Annotated in this window: 15 protein-coding genes and 1 pseudogene; 10 read left to right on the top strand and 6 right to left on the bottom strand. The window is 70.6% G+C overall.

What is annotated here, in order from left to right; translation table 11 throughout:
* Positions 1-59: 59 nt before the first annotated feature.
* A complete protein-coding gene (locus tag FHR37_RS29825; protein ID WP_092886025.1) occupies positions 60-872 on the bottom strand; it encodes an SDR family oxidoreductase in 813 nt (270 codons plus the stop codon).
* 225 nt (positions 873-1,097) lie between these two features.
* Here FHR37_RS29825 and FHR37_RS29820 point away from each other — a divergent pair, with 225 nt between their 5' ends.
* The 3 genes from FHR37_RS29820 to FHR37_RS29810 all read left to right on the top strand — a co-directional run bounded on the left by FHR37_RS29820 (position 1,098) and on the right by FHR37_RS29810 (position 4,191).
* Positions 1,098-2,006, top strand: coding sequence for an aldose 1-epimerase family protein (locus tag FHR37_RS29820; protein WP_092886023.1), 909 nt, complete (start codon positions 1,098-1,100; stop codon positions 2,004-2,006).
* Between the two features lie 157 nt (positions 2,007-2,163).
* Positions 2,164-3,294 (top strand): DNA polymerase III subunit beta, encoded by a 1,131-nt coding sequence (gene dnaN / locus FHR37_RS29815; RefSeq protein WP_092886021.1) that lies wholly within the window; start codon positions 2,164-2,166, stop codon positions 3,292-3,294.
* An 81-nt stretch (positions 3,295-3,375) separates the two neighbouring features.
* Entirely contained in the window at positions 3,376-4,191 is an 816-nt protein-coding gene (locus FHR37_RS29810) for a hypothetical protein (RefSeq protein WP_092886019.1), read from the top strand.
* A gap of 51 nt (positions 4,192-4,242) precedes the next feature.
* On the opposite strand, the gene FHR37_RS29805 is transcribed toward FHR37_RS29810, so the two are convergent.
* Positions 4,243-5,037 carry a TetR/AcrR family transcriptional regulator gene (locus FHR37_RS29805; RefSeq protein ID WP_092886017.1) on the bottom strand — a complete coding sequence of 265 codons (795 nt, stop codon included), beginning with the start codon at positions 5,035-5,037 and terminating at the stop codon, positions 4,243-4,245.
* Positions 5,038-5,211: 174 nt separating this feature from the next.
* On the opposite strand from FHR37_RS29805, the gene FHR37_RS29800 reads away from it, so the two are divergent.
* The 3 genes from FHR37_RS29800 to FHR37_RS29790 all read left to right on the top strand — a co-directional run bounded on the left by FHR37_RS29800 (position 5,212) and on the right by FHR37_RS29790 (position 8,293).
* Positions 5,212-6,777: an MDR family MFS transporter gene (locus tag FHR37_RS29800; protein ID WP_092886015.1), complete on the top strand. Its 1,566-nt coding sequence runs from the start codon at positions 5,212-5,214 to the stop codon at positions 6,775-6,777.
* Between the two features lie 113 nt (positions 6,778-6,890).
* The gene (locus FHR37_RS29795) at positions 6,891-7,430 is read left to right on the top strand and encodes a type IV toxin-antitoxin system AbiEi family antitoxin domain-containing protein (RefSeq protein ID WP_202818255.1); all 540 of its coding nucleotides are present in this window, start codon (positions 6,891-6,893) and stop codon (positions 7,428-7,430) included.
* Positions 7,427-8,293, top strand: coding sequence for a nucleotidyl transferase AbiEii/AbiGii toxin family protein (locus FHR37_RS29790; RefSeq protein ID WP_092886011.1), 867 nt, complete (start codon positions 7,427-7,429; stop codon positions 8,291-8,293). Before FHR37_RS29795 ends, FHR37_RS29790 begins: the two co-directional genes overlap by 4 nt.
* A 29-nt stretch (positions 8,294-8,322) precedes the next feature.
* Here the strand turns inward: FHR37_RS29790 and FHR37_RS29785 are convergent, their stop codons facing one another.
* A complete protein-coding gene (locus FHR37_RS29785) occupies positions 8,323-9,210 on the bottom strand; it encodes a hypothetical protein (RefSeq protein ID WP_202818254.1) in 888 nt (295 codons plus the stop codon).
* A gap of 20 nt (positions 9,211-9,230) precedes the next feature.
* Here FHR37_RS29785 and FHR37_RS33375 point away from each other — a divergent pair.
* The 3 genes and pseudogenes from FHR37_RS33375 to FHR37_RS29775 all read left to right on the top strand — a co-directional run.
* A pseudogene (locus tag FHR37_RS33375) lies at positions 9,231-9,344 on the top strand (hypothetical protein); the annotation flags it as partial.
* Positions 9,335-9,559: a hypothetical protein gene (locus tag FHR37_RS29780; RefSeq protein WP_237768959.1), complete on the top strand. Its 225-nt coding sequence runs from the start codon at positions 9,335-9,337 to the stop codon at positions 9,557-9,559. The pseudogene FHR37_RS33375 and the gene FHR37_RS29780, both read left to right, overlap by 10 nt.
* Positions 9,556-10,353, top strand: a complete 798-nt coding sequence (locus FHR37_RS29775) for a class I SAM-dependent methyltransferase (protein WP_092886009.1) — start codon at positions 9,556-9,558, stop codon at positions 10,351-10,353. The genes FHR37_RS29780 and FHR37_RS29775 overlap by 4 nt, the downstream gene beginning before the upstream one ends.
* A gap of 49 nt (positions 10,354-10,402) precedes the next feature.
* Here the strand turns inward: FHR37_RS29775 and FHR37_RS29770 are convergent, their stop codons facing one another.
* The gene (locus FHR37_RS29770) at positions 10,403-11,041 is read right to left on the bottom strand and encodes a DUF1707 SHOCT-like domain-containing protein (protein WP_092886007.1); all 639 of its coding nucleotides are present in this window, start codon (positions 11,039-11,041) and stop codon (positions 10,403-10,405) included.
* A 104-nt stretch (positions 11,042-11,145) separates the two neighbouring features.
* Between FHR37_RS29770 and FHR37_RS29765 the strand changes: the two genes are divergently transcribed.
* Positions 11,146-12,516 (top strand): FAD-binding oxidoreductase, encoded by a 1,371-nt coding sequence (locus FHR37_RS29765; protein WP_092886293.1) that lies wholly within the window; start codon positions 11,146-11,148, stop codon positions 12,514-12,516.
* Positions 12,517-12,821: 305 nt separating this feature from the next.
* Here FHR37_RS29765 and FHR37_RS29760 read toward each other — a convergent pair whose 3' ends face one another.
* Both FHR37_RS29760 and FHR37_RS29755 read right to left on the bottom strand, forming a co-directional pair.
* Entirely contained in the window at positions 12,822-13,424 is a 603-nt protein-coding gene (locus tag FHR37_RS29760) for a hypothetical protein (RefSeq protein WP_092886005.1), read from the bottom strand.
* Positions 13,425-13,616: 192 nt separating this feature from the next.
* A complete protein-coding gene (locus tag FHR37_RS29755; protein WP_092886003.1) occupies positions 13,617-15,779 on the bottom strand; it encodes a catalase in 2,163 nt (720 codons plus the stop codon).
* Positions 15,780-15,843: the final 64 nt, after the last annotated feature.

Here is a 15,843-nt window from a genome sequence, read left to right as displayed (position 1 = left end):
TCCCCGGGCGCGGACCCGGCGGCGTGCCCACGTGCGTACGTCCCATCAGCGCGGCCACCTCAGGGCAGGCCGCCGGTGGCGCGGATGTTCTGCCCGGTCAGCCAGCCGGACTCCGAACGCGCCAGGAAACCGACGACGTTCGCGATGTCGTCCGGGGTGCCGAGGCGGCCGAGCGCCGTCATCTTCGGGATCGCGGCGAGCGCCTCCGGCGGGTTCGACGCGTGCAGCAGGTCGGTGTCCGTGGCACCCGGCGAGACGATGTTGGCGGTGATCCCGCGACCGCCGAGCTCCTTGGACGCGGTGATCGTGAGGAGCTCGACGGCGCCCTTGGCGGCCTGGTAGAGCCCGTTGCCGGCGACCGGAACCTGGGTGTTGAGGCTGGAGATCGTGATGATCCGGCCACCGTCACGCACCCGCCGGGAAGCCTCCTGGAGTACGACGAACGCGCCGCGGATGTTCGCGGTGACCATCACGTCGAAGTCGTCGTCGCGGGTCCGCGCCAGCGTCGCGCGTTCGCTGACCTGCACCGCGACCGCGTTGTGCACCACTATGTCGAGCCGGGTGAGCAGCCGCTCCGCCTCCGCGAACAGCGCCCGGACCTGGTCCGGGTCGACGAGGTCCATGCGTACCGCGTGCGCCACCCCGCCCGCCGCCGCCACCTTGGCGACCACCTCGGTGGCGGCCGCCTCGTCGCTCCGGTAGCTGAACACCACCTCGGCGCCGTCGAGGGCCAGGCGCTCGACGATCGCCCGGCCGATGCCGCGCGAGCCGCCGGTGACGACCGCGCCCTTCCCGGTCAGCTCGGCACCGGCCAGCACCGCGCCGATCAGCTCGGCGTCTTCCGGCTCCACCTCCGTGGGCTCGGCTCCCATGGGCACCGCACCCGCGGGGTCTGGTCCCGTTGATTCCGCACCGGTGAATTCCGCACCTGTGGGCCCTGCTTCCTCGGCCCCGGTTCCTGTCGGGTTGGCCATGCGTTTCAACCTACCCAACTCACCCGCACGCCACCCGGGGCCGAACCCGGTGAAGATCGGGGTGGGGCAGGATGGTTCCGTCCGGCGGACGACGGACGGACGACGCGGAGGAAGGACCATCACGTGCAGGCGAGCGGCGAGCAACACTCCATCAGCGCGGCGGGCTACACCGCGACCGTCACCGAGGTCGGCGCGACCCTGCGGGAGCTGAAGCACGACGGGCGCGAGCTGGTGGCCGGGTTCGCCGCCGACGAGGTACGCCCGGTCTTCCGCGGCGCCGTCCTCGCGCCGTGGCCCAACCGCGTCATCGACGGCACGTACGACTTCGGCGGGCAGAGCCACCAGCTCGCGCTGACCGAGCCCGACCGGCACAACGCGCTGCACGGGCTGGTCGCCTGGTCGAGCTGGCAGGTCGTGCACCACTCCCCGCAGCGGGTCGAGCTCGCACTCCGGTTGTTCCCGCAGACCGGCTACCCCTTCCTGCTCGACCTGCGGGCGGCGTACGAGCTCTCCGAGGCGGGGCTGGCCTGCACGGTCGCCGCGGTCAACGCCGGCGACGCCGACGCGCCGTTCGGCTGCGCGCCGCACCCCTACCTCGTGGCCGGGCCGGGCCGGGTCGACGACTGGTCGCTGGAGCTGCCCGCCGGGAAGTACCTCGAGGTCACCGAGGACCGGCTGGTCCCGCGGGGGCTGGCCGAGGTGGACGGCACCGACTACGACTTCCGTACGCCCAGGACCATCGGGACGACGTTCCTCGACCACGCCTACACCGGGCTCGCCGCCGGTGCCGACGGCGTGGTCCGCGCGCGGGTACGCACCGCCGACGGATCCGGGGTGGAGCTTCGCTGGGATGGCGCCTGCCCGTGGGTGCAGGTGCACACCGCCGACCGGCCCGAGCCCGAGCTCGACCGGTCCGGGCTCGCGGTGGAGCCGATGACCTGCCCGCCGGACGCCTTCAACTCCGGCACCGACCTGGTGGTCCTCGCGCCCGGGCAGCGGCACGAGGCCGGCTGGACGATCGCCGCGATCTGACCCGGCGCCGGCGCTCCGTCCGTACCGCTGCGTGACTCCGGTCGTTCCGCCCCGGCCTGTCGGTGGGTGGCTCTAGGGTCTGACAACACCCTGGACCCACGGCAATCCAGACCGGCTCGGGCGGGCAGCGCCATCACGGCACACCACGGAGGACGCGATGCGATTCGTCAGCGACAGCACCCCGCTCGGCCGGGCCGCCACCTTCGCCGCCCGGCACTCGGCGGGCACCGCCGCGCCGATCCCGGCGCTGAGCGGTCTGCGGGTGTCCGCAGGCGAGGACTCCGTACGCCTCACCGGCTACGACTACGAGGCCAGCTCCACCGTGCTGTTCCCGGCCGAGGTCGACGAGCCGGGTGAGTTGCTGCTCCCCGGCCGGGTCTTCGCCGAGATCGTGCACGCGCTCCCCCAGGGCCGGGTGCGGGTGCACACCCGCGAGGGGGTGGTGGAGATCAGCGCGGGCGCGAGCGAGTTCACCCTGCCGACGCTGCCGCTGGCCGACTATCCCGAGCTGCCGACGCCGCCCGCACCGGTGGGTGCGCTCGACGCCGCGCCGTTCGCCCGGGCCGTCGCCCAGATGTCGCGCATCGCGATCCGCGGGGACGCCGTACCCGTGCTGTCCGGCACGCTGCTGGAGTTCGACGGCGAGTCGGTCACGCTCACCTCCTCCGACCGGTTCCGGGTGGCGATTCACCAGGTGCCGTGGAAGGCGACCGGATCCGACCTGCCCGCCCGGGCCGTCGTCCCCGCGCGGATGCTCGCCGACGCGACGAAGAGCCTCGGCGCCGGCACCGACCTGCTCACCGTGGGCCTCGGCGGTGAGGGCGAGGCCGTGCTCAGCCTGGGAGTCGGCGAGCGCCTCACCACCCTGCGATTGCTCGACGACACCTATCCCGCGCTGCGGACGAAGGTCCCCACCGACTTCGTGGGCACCGTCGTCCTGGCCGTGGAGGAGCTGCGGGCGGCGCTGCGACGGGTGTGCATCGTCGCCGACCGGTACGCCGCGGTCGTCCTCACGATCGGCGCGGACGAGGTGGTCGTAGGCGCCGCCGGGGACGTCGACACCCGCGGCCGCGAGCGCCTCGCGGGACGGCTCGACGGTGACGCCGGCACGGTCGCCTTCAACGCGGGCTACCTGCTCGACGGCCTGGAGGGTTTCGACACCGAGTACGTCCGGCTGGGCTTCCAGGAGGGCATCCGCCCCGCGCTGCTCACCGGCTGCGCGGCACCCGACGCCGAGTCCGAACCGGACGTGACCTACGTCGCCATGCCGCGCCGGCTGCCCGCCTGACCCGGCACCCACCCGCGGTCCGGTCTGACCTCACACCCATCCGTACCCGATCCGGCTCCGAATGGCCGGTCGGAGGTGGGCATGGCGTTCGAACTCGAGACCTACAAGCGTGCGGTGCAGCCCGTGAAGATCGACGACATCGACTTCGACGGATTCCGGGAGCGGCCGCTGTCCGCGCAGGCGCTGCGCTCGCTGCACTACATGGCCGACGTCGAGACGCACACGGTCTGCTACCTGCGCGACCTGCTGGTCACGCCGTCGCACCAGAACCCGCGCATCACGACGTTCCTCACCATGTGGAACTACGAGGAGTACTGGCACGGGGAGGTCATCGACCGGATCCTCGGCGTGCACGGCGAGGACCACGGTCCCGGCCGTGCTCGGACCGTCCGCCGGACGCAGGGCATCGCGAACGTCGTCAGCCCGATCACCCAGTGCCTCACGGCGGCGGCGATCGGCGAGGACTTCATCGCCACCCACATGAGCTGGGGCGCGATCAACGAGTGGTCCACCCATGCGGCGTACGCCCGGCTGATCGAACGCGAGAACCATCCCGTACTCACCACCGTGCTGCGCCGGATCATGCGCCAGGAGACCCGGCACGTCGCGTTCTACACCTCCGAGGCGCGCGCCCGGCTGGCCCGCAGCGCGCGTGCCCGGCGGTTCACCAGGTGGGCGCTGCGCACGCGGTGGCGCCCGGTCGGCTCGACCGTGATGCCCAGGTCGGAGACGACGTTCCTGCTCGGCTACCTCTTCGGCGACGAGAACGGACGCGGCGTCGTCGGCGACCTCGACCACAAGATCGACCGGCTTCCCGGGCTGGGCGGACTCGGCCTGGTGTCCCGCGCGGTCGGACGGTTCGGTCCCCGGCCGGGCGACCTCCCGGACGCCGCCTGACCCGACCTGACCCGACCCGATCCGGCCTGATCCGGCCTGACCCGACGCCGGTCAGGCGGGTTCGGACTCGTCGCCGTCCTCGGCCTTCGCGGTGCTCTCGGCGCTCGCCGTGCCTTGGGCGCTCGCGGTGCCTTCGGCGCCGGCGGTGTCCTCGGCGTCGACCAGGCTGAACGCGACGTCGAGGGCGGCCCGGTTCGCCTCCTCGGAACTCAGCCCCAGGCCCGCGCCGATCGGCATGCCGGAGTCCTCGCTGAGCGCGGCGGCCATGTGCATGCCGACGATCGCGAGCAGCGCCCGGATCCGGTTCTGCGGCGGCCCGCCGTCATAGAGCACCCCGTGCAGCGCGCCCATGCGTTGCTGGAACCGCTCGCCCAGCCCCGACCTGTGCATGCCGGCCGGGTTCTGCTGGAAGAACCTCATCGAGGGGAACCGGACCCGCACGATGTCGGCGTAGCGGCGCAGCACCTCGTGCCTGGTGTCGGTCGTCCGCGGCCGTTCCTCCGCCCAGGCGACCAGCGCGTCGATGTCGGCGAGGAACTCCTCCACCGTGGCGACGACGATCTCCTCCTTGGACCGGAAGTGGTAGTACAGCGCCGCCTTGGTCACCCCGAGCCGGTCGGCGATCTCCCGCAGCGAGGTGGAGTCGTAGCCCTGCTCCGCGAACAGTTCCAGCGCCACCTCCTGGATCCGGGCCCGGGTGTCCGGCCCACCCGCCTGCCGCCGGCCCGTCCGGGTCTCGGCGCGCTCGCACTCCGGCCGGCGGTCGGCCCGGGAACCCGCCCGTCCACCGCCGGTGGACCGGCCGCGCCCGGGCTGATCGGACGGCTCGTTCGGGCGTTGCGGCATGTGTCCTCCGTGGCCGGGCGGGGATACCTGTACTTGACGGGCTATTTACTTGACGGCCGGTAAGTTCGCAACTTACCGTACGGCAAGTAAGCCTACTAGCCGGCCGGTAAGTAGACCACCGCGAGACGCGCACGCCCGCGGCGCAGCCGGCCAGTCTCACCCAGCGGAGATCCAGTGACCACCACCGTGACCCCACCGGCCCGACGGGAAGTACTCGTCGTCCTGCCGGGACTGCTCCTCGCGATGTTGCTCGCCATGCTCGACCAGATGATCGTCGGCACCGCGATGCCACGGATCGTCGGCGAGCTCGGCGGCCTGGACCACCTGTCCTGGGTGGTCACCGCCTACGTCCTGATGTCCACCGTGTCCACGCCGCTCTACGGCAAGCTCGGCGACCTGTACGGCCGCAAGCGCCTCTTCCTCGGCGCGATCGCGATCTTCCTGGTCGGCTCCGCGCTGTCCGGAATGGCGCAGAGCATGGTCCAGCTGATCGGGTTCCGCGCCCTGCAGGGCCTCGGCGCCGGCGGCCTGATCGTCGGCGTGATGGCGATCATCGGCGACCTCATCCCGCCCCGGGAACGCGGGCGCTACCAGGGTTACATGTCCGCGACGATGGCGGCGGCCACGATCTGCGGCCCGCTGCTCGGCGGCTTCCTCACCGACCACTTCTCCTGGCGTTGGGCGTTCTACGTGAACATCCCGGTCGGCATCCTCGCGCTTGCCCTCGTGGCCACCACCCTGCAGCTGCCGCGGCACCGGATCAGCCACCGCATCGACTACCTGGGCGCCGCACTGTTGACGGTCGCGGCCACGTCCCTGGTGCTGGTGACGACCTGGGGCGGGACGCAGTACGACTGGGGATCGGTGCAGATCCTCGGCCTGGCCGTGCTCGGCGTCGCGTCCGTCGTCGGCTTCGTGATCGCCGAACGCCGGGCGGTCGAGCCCGTCCTGCCGCTGCGGCTGTTCAGGGACCGCAACTTCACCGCGGCTACCTTGATGGGTTTCCTGGTGGGCTTCGCGATGTTCGGCGCGGTGACGTTCCTGCCGTTGTTCCAGCAGACGGTGCAGGGCGCCTCGGCCACGAACTCCGGCCTGCTCCTGCTGCCGATGATGGCGGCGTCGCTGGTGGTGTCCCTCGTCGTCGGCACCGTGATCACCCGGACCGGCCACTACCGGGCGTTCCCGATCGCCGGCGGCGCGATGCTCACCCTGGGCGTCTTCGCGCTGTCGCTGATGGACACCGGCACCAGCAAGTTCACCCTGTCGGTCTACATGGTGATCCTCGGCATCGGGATGGGCCTGCTGATGCAGGTCACCCTCCTCATCGTGCAGAACAGCGTCGAGGCCAAGGACATGGGCGTGGCCAGCAGCACCTCGACGTTCGCCCGCTCGATCGGCGGCTCCTTCGGGGTGTCGCTGTTCGGGGCGATCTTCGCCAGCCGGCTGACCGACTCTCTCGCCGGCATGCCGGGTGCGGGCAAGCTGGCCGGCGGCGGCGGGGCGCACATCGACCCGGCCACCCTGACGCAGCTCCCGGCCGCCGCGCGCGAGACCGTGCTCACCGCGATCGCCGACGGGATGCACAGCGTCTTCTTGTGGGCGGCGCCGTTCGCCCTTGCGGCGTTCGTGATCGGCTGGGCGATCAAGGCGGTGCCGCTGCGCGGCGGGCCCGGGCAGGTGGGTCCGGCCGGTCCGGCGGGCCCGGAGGGTGAGCCGATCCCGGCCGACTCACCCAGCTGAGCCGCGTCGCCGCCGAAACGACGGCCTCCGCGTGGAAGAGGTGTGAACCGTACCGCTTTGGGTACGGTTCGCGCATGCGCCCACATCCCCACTCCAGAGGTAGCTACCGTGCCGTGCTCCATGAGATCGCCCTCGGTGAGTACGGCTTGGTTTCCACCCGCGATGCGGCAGATGAAGGGATCCCGGTAGTCGAGCTGCGAAAGCTCGCGGCCCGCGGAGGGCTTGAGCGGGTTGCCTACGGACTTTACCGAGACCCGGCCGTACCGCCGAGCGAGCTCGATCAGTATGCGCTCGCCGTCCGACTCGTCGGAGACGACGCCTACCTCATGGGCGAGTCGGTCCTGACTCGTCACAACCTCGCGCTCGTAAACCCATCTCGTATCACGGTCGGGACCCCTCATCGAACGTCCAAGGCCCTGCCGCCGGTCGTCCACGCAGTCCGCCGGAACCTGCCGGACGAGCTGCTCACGGTGGAGGACGGCATTGCGCAGACGACCGTCGCCCAAGCCGTCATCGACTGTATGGACACGGTCATGAGTGACCGGCTCCGAGATGCCATCAGCGCCGCTGGAAGGCTCGGACTGCTTTCACGGCTCGAGCAGGATGCGCTGCGCGCGCGCTTGGCTCGCCGGCACGGCGGGAGGCACGGATGAGTGACTACGCCCCACCGTCGTCCGGGCAGACGAGGCTGACTGGGCCGCCCAGGAACCTGACCTCATTGAAGGCGAGGTTCCGGAACCTCGCCTTGGGCGAGTTGGCGGTGATCCGTTTGGAGCGCGCCGTCGCGAACGTCGTGCTCGCGCAGATGCTGCCCGCTGGAGTGGTGAAGGGAGGGACTGCTCTGAAGCTTCGCCTCGGACACTCCGGATCGCGGTTCACCCCCGACTTGGATGTGGCGCGCCGAGCGACCATGGACCAGTTCTTGGCCGAGTACGGGGCCGCCCTTGCCATGGGCTGGTCCGGATTCACCAGCAAGATCGTGCCGATGAGGCCGGCGAAGCCACTTGGGGTGCCGCCGGAGTACGTCATGCAGCCGTACGACCTGAAGGTTGCCTACCAGGGTCGGTCGTGGATGACGGTTCGGCTTGAGGTTGGGCACGACGAGATTGGGGACACGGACAACCCGGACCTGCGCCTCGCACCGGACTTGGCCAACGTTTTCGCTGAGATCGGGCTGCCCGAACCTGCTCCGATCCCGGTGTTGTCGGTGGACCACCAGATCGCGCAGAAGCTGCATGCCTGCACCATGCCGGGCAGTGAACGAGCCCACGACCTTGTCGACCTCCAACTCCTGATGATCAGCGAGAAGGTGGACTTGCCAGGCGTGCGCTCCGCGTGCGAAAGACTGTTCGCGTCTCGTGGTGCGCATGCGTGGCCGCCCGTTGTCACGCCCGGGCCGACCTGGACGACGATCTACACCAGCGCTTCTGACGGGATCGCCTGCGCCCCCACTGTGGAGGAGGCAGTCGAGTGGGCCAACAGCCTGATCCAGCGAATCGCGGCCTCCGGCGAATGATCGACCACCGCTGTTGGCCGGGGTGACCGCTAACCGCCAGGCGTGTGGGCGGCAGGTTCGAGCAACGCCACGGAGGCGTCGTCGTGGACCTTGCCGCGCCCTCGCCGCCGCGCCGGTTCCGCGGCGGCGTCGGCGCGCTCGGCCTCCCGGGTCCGGGCGATCCAGGCGTCCGGGCCGTCGGCTTCGAGGGCGTCCAGCATCCCCCGCCAGTTATGGGTTCCGAACGTGTCCACCAGCCGGGTCGCGCCGTCGGTGGCCACCGCCAGCCGGCGCAGGCCGGTCACGTCGATGGTCCCGGCGAGCGCTTCGTACGCCGACTCGGGTCGCTCCGCCGCCACCCAGTACCCGCCCGGCTGGTTGCGGTGGGACCGCACCCTGGGGGCGGAGGGTGCCTCACCCCGGGCGCGCAGGCGCCGGCCCACGTCGCCGGCCCGGTGGTCGGTGATCACCACGATGCCGTCGTCGACGGGAAGGGCGCCGGGACGCTCGTCGCCGAGGTCGAGCAGGACGGCCGAGTCGGCGAGTACGAGGTAGTCGAGGACGTCGAGCCCGCCGCCGCGAAGCCGGGCCGCGGCCACCGTCGCCGCGGGACTGTCCGGGTGGGCGAGGTCGCAGGTCCCGGAGTGCGCGTCCCGGGTGGCCACGATCGCCTCGGCCAGGCAGTCGGCCAGCGGCACGATGTCCTGGCCGGTGTCCCCGCCCCCGTTTCGGCCCGCCAGCCGGACGAAGTGGCCGCCCAGCGTTCGCGCGTACCACGCAACGCCGTGCCGGCAACCGGTGTCGGTGCGGTCCATCGGGGTCACGCCGTCGAGCACCACCGCGAGCCGCGGCCCGGCGGACAGGAAGTCCTCGTTGTCGAGGTCGGGGCTGCCGGGTTCACTCGCGTACGTCACCCGCACGGTGCGTTTGGCCGTCACACCGGTGCAGACTATCCGGCATGTCGCAGGCACCGGAGGGACGTTCGTACCGCCATCTGGTCTCGGTCAAGGGAGTGTGCTTCCAAGGCGACCGCGTCCTGTTGCTGCGCAACGAGCGCGACGAGTGGGAGCTGCCCGGCGGGAAGCTGGAGTACGCCGAGGACCCGGCCGGCTGCGTGGCCCGGGAGGTTGCTGCCACGTCCTCGATTCCACGGCACCGGTACGCAGCGACGAGCATGTGGACATCGGGCTGTTCACCGTCGAGGAGGCGGCCCGGCTGCCCATGCCCGCGGGCTACCTGCGCTCGGTCCGCGCCTGGCGAAAACCTGACCACGGAGGTACGCGATGAAGGGCAACACAGCACGCGGCGGACGGCTGAACTTCGACCGGGTGGTGGACGCCTACGACGCGGGCCGGCCGAGCATCCCCGCCGAGGTGGTCGACCGAGCCGTCGAGCGCATCGGCCTGCGGTCCGGCGACACCGTACTGGAGATCGGCGCCGCCACCGGGCAGCTGACGAAGGCGCTACGGGCGCGCGACCTGTCGGTGGTGGCTCTCGAACCCGGTCCGGCGCTGCGGACCCGGCTGGTCCGGCACCTCGACGAGGACACCGGGTTCGTCGCGCGCGGTGAGTTCTTCGAGGAGTACGCCGGGGAGGAGGGGCCGTTCGCGGCGATCTGGTCGGCGAACGCGTTCCACTGGGTCGATCCGGCCGTGTCGTACGAGAAGTCGGCGCGGTTGCTCGCACCCGGCGGCCACCTGGTGCTGATCTGGACCTACCCGATCCTGCGCGACGACCTGCAGGAAGCGATGAACGCGAGCGCGTTCGCCGAGGAGCCGGACTTCGCCTACGACCCGGGGCAGTTCGCCGATTATCTCGACCGGGTGGGTGCGGAGGGCCGGGAGGAGCTCGCCGCGTCCGGGGTGTTCGAGCAGCCGGAGTACGAGCTGAGGACGCACGCCTACACGCAGGACGTGGACACCTATCTGGCGTACCTCATGTCGTACGGCCACGTCGCCGGCCGCGAGCAGGACGAACGCGACGCGCTGGCGACGAAGGTGCGCACCACGCTCGGCACCCTCGGCGTGGACCGGGTCGAGCTCACCCTGCACGCCTACACGTGCGTGGCGCGGCGCCGCTGAGCCCGGGCCCGGCCGGTAGCCGTCAGCCAGTGGCCTTCAGCCGTGGCCGTCAGCCGAACCACTTTCGCTTCTTGGGGTGGAAGTCGGCCCCGCCGAAGATCGCCACGCCCTTGATCACCACGACCGGGGCGTCCGGCGACGGGGGCGCGTCGCCGGTCTTCACCGAGATGCCGCCCATGATGCCGCTGGCCTCGTTGCGGATCACCACACCCTCGGGGAGGGAGACGTCGACGCCGCCGAACAACGCGAACAGCTCGATCACCACCTCCGGTGCGTCGAACGTGGCCTCGCTGAGGTCGAGGTCGACCCCACCGAAGACGGCCACCGCCCGGCTGCGCCGGCGCAGCCGCCAGCGGCCCTTGCGTTCGACGCCCCCGAAGATCGCGATCATCTGGTCGACGCTCTCCGAAGCGCCGGCCGGGTCGACCACCGGGGTGTTCGCGGACCGGTCGGCCGGCCGCGGCTGCGGATGACCCGGCGTCGCGGCGAGGTCGTAGGTGATCGGCTCGAGCTCGCCCATCGTCTTGGCCTCGTAGACAGCGTCGAGACGCTCGGAGTGCTCGTTGACGTCCAACCGCCCGTCGGCCAGCGCTTCCCCCAGCACCTTGACGATCCGCTCCCGATCGGCATCGGAGGCGCGCAGGTGAGACGCCCCGGAGGGACGCACTGGTTCAGGCAGGTTTGTCATGGCGGAAGGATAAGCCCTCCCCGGCCGACGTAGCGTGTGAGGAAGGGGGCCTCCCCCGTTGCCCTCCAACCGCCCGGTGACCGTGCCCGAGAGTGGAGGACAACATGGACAAACCCACTGTCGACGACCTGCGCGACCGGGTGCACGGCCGCGTGGTCACCGCGGGGGACGTGGAGTACGACCCGGCCCGGCGGGTCTACAACGCGATGATCGACCGCAGGCCGCGGGTGGTCGTCCAGGCGAGGAACGCCGGCGACGTCCGCGCGACCGTGGACTTCGCCCGGGACAGCGAACTGGACCTCGCCGTGCGCGGCGGCGGGCACAGCGTGCCGGGGTACGGCACCTGCGACGACGGGGTCGTGCTCGACCTGTCCGGTATGCGTGGCGTGCGGGTCGACCCGCAGGCAGCCACCGCGCGCGCCGAGGGCGGGGCCACCTGGGGCGACTTCGACACCGCCACCCACGCGTTCGGGCTGGCGGCGCCGGGCGGGATCATCTCCACCACCGGCATCGGCGGGCTCACCCTCGGCGGCGGCATCGGCCACCTGGACCGGTCGCTCGGCCTGTCCTGTGACAACCTGCGCAGCGCCGACGTGGTGACCGCCGACGGGAGGTTCCTCCTCGCGAGCCCGGACGACAACGCCGACCTGTTCTGGGCGCTGCGCGGTGGCGGCGGCAACTTCGGCGTGGTGACCTCGATGGAGTTCGGGCTGCACCCGGTGTGCGACGTCTACGCCGGGCCGGTCTTCTTCGAACTCGAACACGCCGCCGACGTTCTCCGCTTCTACCGCGACTTCATCCAGACCGCGGACGAACGGCTGTCGGTGTTCCCGGCGTTCCAGATCGCCCCGCCGCTGCCGTTCATCCCGGTCGAACGCCACGGCGACCCGCTCGTCGGGCTGGTGGCCTGCTGGGCCGGGCCGATGGAGGAGGCGGAGCGGGCCGTGGCGCCGATCCGCGAGATCGCGCCGCCGGTCGCCGAGCACCTCGGCCCGATGCCCTACCCGGCGCTCAACGGGATGTTCGACGCGCTGGTGCCGCCCGGGATGCAGCACTACTGGAAGGCGGCGTTCGCCCGCGAGCTCACCGACGAGGTGATCGCGGCCCACTGCGACTTCGGCCCGCGGCTGCCGGCCCTCAACTCCACCATGCACATCTACCCGATCAACGGGGCGGCGCATCGCGTCGACGGCGGCGCCACCGCGTTCGCCAACCGGGACATGACGTTCGCCACCGTCATCGCCGGCGTCTGGCCCGACCCGGCCGACAACGAGGCCAACATCGCGTGGGTACGCGACTACTACCAGGCCGTCGCGCCCTATTCGGCGGACGCGGGATACGTCAACTTCATGTCCGAGGACGACCAGTCGAAGACCCCTACGAACTACCGGGACAACTACGACCGGCTGGTCGCGCTGAAGCAGGCGTACGACCCGGGAAACCTCTTCCACCTCAACCAGAACATCGTTCCCTGAACGATGTTCTCCCGCTCCGGCACGCCTGGACGCCCGGACGAGCTCTCGGGTCCGCGGGCAGGGAAGTGTGAAGACGCGCGGGGGTCAGGGGCCCCGCGGGTCTTCACACTTCACCTGATCGGGCCGGACCGAACCGGAAGCGTGAATGCCGGCGGGGGGCCTGACCACCCGGGCTCTTCACGCTTCACCCAGCTCGCTGCCACGGTGGGAGTCATCGATTCTTCCGCGGAAGAATCGGCGCCCGGCCCGCAGGACAGTCGAGTTCGGAGTTCGGAGTTGGGAGTTCGGTCCGAATTGGGTACGTCCTAGTCGATCCGGCGCAGGTAGCGGTGCCGGGCACGCACCTCGTCGAGGAGTTCGTCCGCGCTCAGCGCGAGGTGGTCGAACCTCGGGTCCACCTCGTGCACCCGGGTGGCGTCGACGAGCTCGGCCTCCGGCGGCAACTGGTCCCGTACCGCGCTCGCCGCCTCGGCCATCGTTGAGGACTCGAGGCCCAGGCTCTCGACGTGCTTGGACGGGTCGTTCTTCCGGGCCGCACGCAGGGCGCTGGTCTCGCTGAGAACGACCTCGACCTTCGCCAGGGTCTCCCGCGCGTCGGCGAGGACGGCGTAGGCGCCCTCGATCCTGGCCTGCATCTCCTGCCGCTCGAGGACGGCGTGGTTCATCTCGGTCTTGGCGTCGGAGATCCTTCCCTGGTTGAGGGAGTACCCCAGCACCGCGCCCAGGGTCGCCGCGACCACGGCGGCCACACCGGCGTACAGGCTGACGAAGTGGTCCCACGAACGCGCCTGCCCGGACAGGTAGGCCACGAAGCCGCCGAACCCGACGATCACCAACAGGCAGAAGAACGCCCGCGGGTCACTCCACGTGAAACCGCCGCGCTCTCGCCTGGCGTTGTCCCTGCTCATGTTTCCCCCCGCGGACATCGAATCTGTCGGACCCGTCGCACCCGGCCCGGGACTTCCGTTACCGACTCATCATCCTAGGCACGGCCGTCACCGGCCCGCTGTCAATCCGGGGTGGACACAAACAAAGAGGTGGTGCGGAGATCCCTTACAGGCAAGGGATTTCCGCACCACCTTTGAGTAGGCCGGCGTACGTCAGGCGGGAACGGCGTCGGTCTCGCGGTCCCAGTGCCGGTGCCCGCTCATCGCCTCGGCGAACACCCGGCAGAAGTCCTCCAGCCGGTTCTTGTCCGGGCCGCGGCCCTGGGTGATCACGCCGCGGTCGTCGACCGGCCGGTCGGAGTTCGTGGCCACCATGACCTCACCGATCGGCGCCCGGGTGAGGACGTCGATTCCCTCCGCCACCGCGCCGACGGTCTTGGCGTGCTTGAACGCCTCGGCGAGGAAGTGCAGCGCCTCGCCGTCGCGGGACAGCGCCTGCGCGGCCTCGGCACCGCCGGGCACGACCACCGCGTCGTACAGCACCGACGCCACGGTGTTCAGCCGGCGGTCGGCCTCGACCATCGAACCGTTCGTGGTGGTCAGCTTCCCGTCCCGCAGGCCGAGCACCTCCGGCAGCAGACCAAAGCCGGCGAGGTTCTCCACCAAGGCGTTCACGTGCACCTCGTCCACGCCGTCGGCGGCGAGCACCGCGACCATCCGGGTGTCGATCGGCCCGCCCGGACGCACCTGGCTCAGCGCCGGGGAGGACTTGCCGTGGTTGGGGCGATCCGCCTTCGCCGGCGGCTCCACCCCGACCCCGGTGGCCACGGCGAACGCGAGCTCGTGGTCGATCCGGTTGAGGTGTTCGACGACGCGTTCGCGGATGTACTTGCGCTCCACCTTGCCCAGCTCGAACTGGAACGCCGCGACGATGTGCTCCTTCTCCGGCGCGGACATGCTGTTCCAGAACAACGTGGCCTGGTTGTAGTACTCCTTGAAGCTCTCGCTCCGGTTGCGGATCGTGTGACCCTCGACGCGCTGCTGGTAGTGGCGGAAGACCTCGCCGTCGCCGCCCACCGCGGGGCAGCCGCCGCCGATGGTGTTCGGGGAGTAGCTGGACTGCGTGCGGTAGATCTGGTGCTGGTGGTAGCCGTCCCGGTGGTTGTTGGCGACCGGGGCGACCGGCCGGTTGACCGGGATCTGGGCGAAGTTCGGTCCGCCCAGCCGGATCAGCTGCGTGTCGAGGTAGGAGAAGTTGCGCGCCTGCAGCAGCGGGTCGTTGGTGAAGTCGATGCCGGGCACGATGTTCGCGGTGTGGAACGCCACCTGCTCGGTCTCGGCGAAGAAGTTGTCCGGGTTGCGGTCGAGCACCAGCTTGCCGATCCGGCGGACCGGCACCTGCTCCTCCGGAATGAGCTTCGTCGCGTCCAGCAGGTCGAAGTCGAACTTGAACTCGTCCTCCTCCGGCACCAGCTGCACACCGAGCTCCCACTCGGGATACTGGCCGGACTCGATCGACTTCCACAGGTCCCGGCGGTTGAAGTCGGGGTCCTTGCCGGAGGTCTTCTGCGCCTCGTCCCACACCAGCGAGTGGACGCCGAGCAGCGGCTTCCAGTGGAACTTCACGAACGTGCCGCGTCCCTCGGCGTCGACGAACCGGAACGTGTGGACGCCGAAGCCCTCCATCATCCGGTAGCTGCGTGGCAGTGCGCGGTCCGACATCAGCCACATCACCATGTGCAGCGACTCCGGCTGCAGCCCGATGAAGTCCCAGAACGTGTCGTGGGCGGACGCGGCCTGCGGAATCTCGTTGTGGGGTTCGGGTTTGACAGCGTGCACGAAGTCGGGGAACTTGATGCCGTCCTGGATGAAGAACACGGGCATGTTGTTGCCCACCAGGTCGTAGTTTCCCTGCCTGGTGTAGAACTTCGTCGCGAACCCGCGTACGTCGCGCACGGTGTCGGCCGACCCGCGCGAGCCACCGACGGTGGAGAACCGCACGAACACGGGAGTACGCCGGCCCGGCTCGGCCAGGAAGTCGGCGACGGTGACGTCGGCCATCGACTCGTACGCCTCGAAGTAGCCGTACGCACCCGCACCGCGCGCGTGCACCACCCGCTCGGGGATCCGCTCGTGGTCGAAGTGGGTCATCTTCTCCCGGAGGTGGAAGTCCTCCAGCAGCGTCGGACCACGCTCACCCGCCGCGAGGGAGTCGTCGGTGCTGTCGACACGGACACCCTGGTCGGTGGTCAGGTGCGTGCCCTCGATGTCCACCCGGTACGCCTCGAGCTGCTGGTCCTTGCTGTCGGCACCGTCAGCACCGTTGGCACCGTCACCGGATGCCGTGGTCGGGTTGTTCGTGGTCGGGTCGTCCATGCCCAAGCCCCCTGAGGGTAGATGCGTTTGTCGTGTGCCCCTACCCGGGGGACGAGCCGGTACT

Origin of the sequence: Actinopolymorpha cephalotaxi (assembly GCF_013408535.1) — a bacterium.
GTDB lineage: Bacteria > Actinomycetota > Actinomycetes > Propionibacteriales > Actinopolymorphaceae > Actinopolymorpha > Actinopolymorpha cephalotaxi.
The sequence above is the reverse complement of the archived record's forward strand: the minus strand, read 5'-3'. Positions and strand labels throughout refer to the sequence as shown.

What these genes read in the sequence shown, in the direction of transcription:
- dnaN (WP_092886021.1), top strand. Translation starts at nt 2,164, where the DNA reads ATGCGATTCGTCAGCGACAGCACCCCGCTCGGCCGGGCCGCCACCTTC.
- FHR37_RS29810 (WP_092886019.1), top strand. Translation starts at nt 3,376, where the DNA reads ATGGCGTTCGAACTCGAGACCTACAAGCGTGCGGTGCAGCCCGTGAAG.
- FHR37_RS29765 (WP_092886293.1), top strand. Translation starts at nt 11,146, where the DNA reads ATGGACAAACCCACTGTCGACGACCTGCGCGACCGGGTGCACGGCCGC.
- FHR37_RS29825 (WP_092886025.1), bottom strand. Translation starts at nt 872, where the DNA reads ATGGGAGCCGAGCCCACGGAGGTGGAGCCGGAAGACGCCGAGCTGATC.
- FHR37_RS29760 (WP_092886005.1), bottom strand. Translation starts at nt 13,424, where the DNA reads ATGAGCAGGGACAACGCCAGGCGAGAGCGCGGCGGTTTCACGTGGAGT.
- FHR37_RS29755 (WP_092886003.1), bottom strand. Translation starts at nt 15,779, where the DNA reads ATGGACGACCCGACCACGAACAACCCGACCACGGCATCCGGTGACGGT.
- FHR37_RS29790 (WP_092886011.1), top strand. Translation starts at nt 7,427, where the DNA reads ATGAGTGACTACGCCCCACCGTCGTCCGGGCAGACGAGGCTGACTGGG.
- FHR37_RS29775 (WP_092886009.1), top strand. Translation starts at nt 9,556, where the DNA reads ATGAAGGGCAACACAGCACGCGGCGGACGGCTGAACTTCGACCGGGTG.
- FHR37_RS29770 (WP_092886007.1), bottom strand. Translation starts at nt 11,041, where the DNA reads ATGACAAACCTGCCTGAACCAGTGCGTCCCTCCGGGGCGTCTCACCTG.
- FHR37_RS29805 (WP_092886017.1), bottom strand. Translation starts at nt 5,037, where the DNA reads ATGCCGCAACGCCCGAACGAGCCGTCCGATCAGCCCGGGCGCGGCCGG.